The sequence below is a fragment of the Salinibacterium sp. genome, from assembly GCF_031364185.1.
Classification (GTDB): Bacteria; Actinomycetota; Actinomycetes; order Actinomycetales; family Microbacteriaceae; genus Rhodoglobus.
The window spans coordinates 1-3,343 of record NZ_JANLVV010000293.1; the positions used below are offsets into that span (position 1 = coordinate 1).

Below are 3,343 nucleotides of genomic sequence, written 5' to 3' on the forward strand. Positions count from 1 at the left end.
TCATCCGCCTCGTCGGCGCCGTCCTCGCCGAGCAAACCGATGAGTGGGCTGAGGGACGCCGCTACCTCGGACTCGACGTCCTGGCCCGCTCACGCATGCGAGCCCTCCCCAACACCGAAGGCGAGGTGAACACCGACACCATCATGGCGCTCAGCGCCTAAAAGGAAGAATCAAAAGTTACACCACCACAAGGGACTTGACCCTATTTAATGCGCATCGTGATGACCCGGAGTTCAGGCGCCGCCTGCTCGCGGACGAAGCCAGAGACGCGAGTGAATCGATGGCTGACTGGACAGCGTGGCGGATCTGCCGTGACGATGCGTGGTGGAGCGTGTTCGGGAAGGACGCGGCTCTACCCATCGATCCAACCATCCGGCGACCGGCCAGCGCGCGCAGGAACTTCCGGCTTCGAAATTGGGATCCCCTGTCGCTGTGCATCACACAACCGGCAACATCCCCGCGCATCGCGACCGCGTTAATTCACAGCGTTGACCGCGAGGCTGGATTTCGTCCGTGAGTCGCCATATTTTCGGTCAGCGTTAACACGAGTTCCTACTCAGAGACGCCGTCTTGTTTCAGGTGCAGGCACAGCTGGAATTGCCGATCTTCCTCACTCAGAGCGTTCCAAGTTGCGGCTTGCGCACCCCGTGCTCCCGCGGGGACCTGGCTAGGGAGTGCTAGTAGGCCGTTTTCGCTGGTTTCCGCGTTAAAGTCAATGGCCTTTTCGACCGCAGCGTTGATCTTCGAATCTTCGCATGCGGCGGAGAGCACGCGCGGATCATCCTGGAAGGCCTCCGGCTTGGAGGCTTCAGAGGAATTCGCATCAATCTGGTTGAAGATTGCCAATCCAACGCCGAGAACGAATATACCAACAAGAGTACAGGACACGACCTTGGTGCGTGTTCGGCGTATAGATGGTTCAACACCGGGCTCCCGAAGTTGATCTGTGTCGCTTGTTTCGTTCACTGAATGCTCCGATCGAATGAGGTCGAGGGACAACGCCCCTCGACCTCATAGTCTTACGGCTGACGTCGTTCGACGCCGTAGCCGGTCACACTTCCGTAGATTTGCAGTTCGTCGAAGTTGTACTCGGTGTAACCTATACGCCACACGGACCAAAAGTAGTTTCCGTTGTGGTGATAGAACAAACGCGACTCGTAGCCGCCACCATAGTGTGACTTCACTCTTGGAATGGATATTCCCGTCAAACTTCCGAGCCCGGAGTAGCAGCGCCACAAGTATCCGGCCACCTCGCTGTGGTAGAACTTCACGTGATAATCGCCAGATTGGCAGGGGACCTGCGGCACCGTGTCTGTGGACCCACCGCCTTTCAGATTCACTATTGGTGCGTCAACAACCTCCGTCAGAGGACCTTCGCCATCCGGATCACCGGGAACCCATTCACCCAAACTGTTGAAGTAGTTTCCAACCAATGCGGAAGACGTGACCTTATCTTGTTCCAGGCGGAGTTGATTTTGGAAGGCGAGTTGCTCGGGCGACAAAGCGTCGAGAAGCGTCTGCGCCGCCGCCGCCTCTTCTTCGCTAAAACCGTAAGCGAGAAGTTCTGCGGGAAGGACAACTAGGTCTTGCTCAACCGCAGGAGAGAGTCCGGCCGGCGGCGCGTTATCGGCGATCGCCGGAGTGACGCCGAGTGCAAGCGCTACGGCTACGGCTAGTAGGCCGCCTGTGAGTCTTTTTTTCAACTTAGCCTCCTTCAGTTGGGGGCAACTCCCCCGACGCCTAGTCAACCCATGGAAAAGAGAGAGCCATATGTGCCGAAGGTCACATTAGTTCGCTTAGCGTTCGTCAGTGGGTTTGCTGCACGGTTAGGTGACATCTGAGTTGGCTTGCCCTGATGGGTGGGCTGGAAGGATGTTGTTGTGCCTAAGCCTTATCCGAAAGAGTTCCGAGACGACGTCGTGCGAGTCGCGCGCGGCCGTGAGCCGGGTGTGACGATCGAGCAGATCGCGAAAGATTTCGGTGTCCACACGATGACGTTGCAGAAATGGTTGCAGCGCGCCGCCGTCGATGACGGGACCAAACCGGGCCAGAGCAGGACGGAGGGTGTCGAACTTCGCGAGGCGCGCAAGCGGATCCGGCTGCTGGAGCAGGAGAACGAGATCCTGCGGCGGGCGGCAGCGTATCTGTCGCAGGCGAATCTGCCGGGAAAAGGTTCTACCCGCTCGTGAAAGAGCTCGCCGCTGACAGGATCCCTGTCGCGGTGACGTGCCGGGTATTGACGCTCTCCCGCCAGCCCTATTACCGGTGGCTGGTGGGCCCGGTCACGCCCAGCGAGGTCGTGGAGGGTTATCGGTCGAACGCGCTGTTCGACGCGCACCAGGACGACCCGGAGTTCGGGCACCGTCTCCTCGCAGACGAAGCACGTCAGGCCGGCGAGGCGATGGCCGACCGCACTGCCTGGCGGCTCTGTCGCGACAACGGGTGGTGGAGCGCGTTCGGGAAGAAACGAGGCCGCAACGGCAGAAAACCAGGCCCCGCAGTCCACGACGATCTCTGCACTGTCGTCGACGTGAACGGACGCGTCCGTCATGAGTTCACTGCCGAGCGCCCGAACCAGCTCTGGCTGACCGACATCACCGAGCACCGGACTACCAATCAGGGAAAGCTCTACCTCTGCGCCGTGAAAGACGTATTCTCGAACAAGATCGTCGGCTACTCCATCGACTCCAGAATGAAATCCAGCCTGGCCGTGAACGCGCTGAACAATGCGGTCGCGATGCGCGGGGATGTTGCCGGTTGCGTGGTCCATAGCGACAGGGGATCTCAATTTCGAAGTCGGCGATTCCTGCGCGCCCTGACCTCCCACCGCATGGTCGGATCGATGGGTCGGGTCGCGTCCTGCGGCGACAACGCCGCGATGGAATCCTTCTTCAGCCTGCTGCAGAAAAACGTTCTCAACCGCAGATCCTGGACCACCCAAGAGGAGCTGAGGATCGCGATCGTGACCTGGATCGAACGCACCTACCACCGACGACGGCGACAAGCACGACTGGGACGTTTGACGCCGGTCGAGTTCGAGGCCATCATGAACACGCCAGCCGCCCTGGCTGCGTGACTAGAAACTGTCACCAATCAGTGCAGCAGACCCGAGAGTCAGCTAGCTGCCCGCTTGGGTGGCAATAAACACAGCCATTAGTAGACAAGGAAGTCCTATGGCGTCAAAAGGACGATCCCAGAAAACACTGGATCGACTCTCAGCAATCGTCCCCCCGGGGCGTCGCAGCATTGCAATCTCGGTTGCCGTCGCCCTTCTCGCAACGGGGTTTGTGTCGACCTCACCCGCGCTCGCCGCCGAAACCGTCGACGAAGACGGAATCCTGCA

General features: G+C 59.6%; 3 protein-coding genes and 2 pseudogenes. 2 read left to right on the forward strand and 3 right to left on the reverse strand.

Annotated features, from left to right (window positions below; genetic code table 11):
• Positions 1-161 (forward strand): annotated as a pseudogene (locus RMN95_RS12825) (IS256 family transposase); the annotation flags it as partial.
• A 181-nt stretch (positions 162-342) separates the two neighbouring features.
• On the opposite strand, the pseudogene RMN95_RS12830 reads toward RMN95_RS12825, so the two are convergent.
• From RMN95_RS12830 to RMN95_RS12840, 3 genes and pseudogenes are all read right to left on the reverse strand, one after another.
• Positions 343-520: pseudogene (locus RMN95_RS12830) on the reverse strand (IS3 family transposase); the annotation flags it as partial.
• A 32-nt stretch (positions 521-552) separates the two neighbouring features.
• Entirely contained in the window at positions 553-966 is a 414-nt protein-coding gene (locus RMN95_RS12835; protein WP_309617300.1) for a hypothetical protein, read from the reverse strand.
• A 53-nt stretch (positions 967-1,019) separates the two neighbouring features.
• Positions 1,020-1,703: a hypothetical protein gene (locus RMN95_RS12840; protein ID WP_309617301.1), complete on the reverse strand. Its 684-nt coding sequence runs from the start codon at positions 1,701-1,703 to the stop codon at positions 1,020-1,022.
• A gap of 177 nt (positions 1,704-1,880) precedes the next feature.
• On the opposite strand from RMN95_RS12840, the gene RMN95_RS12845 reads away from it, so the two are divergent.
• Positions 1,881-3,076 (forward strand): IS3 family transposase gene (locus RMN95_RS12845; RefSeq protein ID WP_309617302.1). Its coding sequence is split into 2 segments (ribosomal slippage): positions 1,881-2,165 and positions 2,168-3,076, totalling 1,194 coding nucleotides; the frame shifts between segments, so codons are not numbered across the junction.
• Positions 3,077-3,343 lie beyond the last annotated feature (267 nt).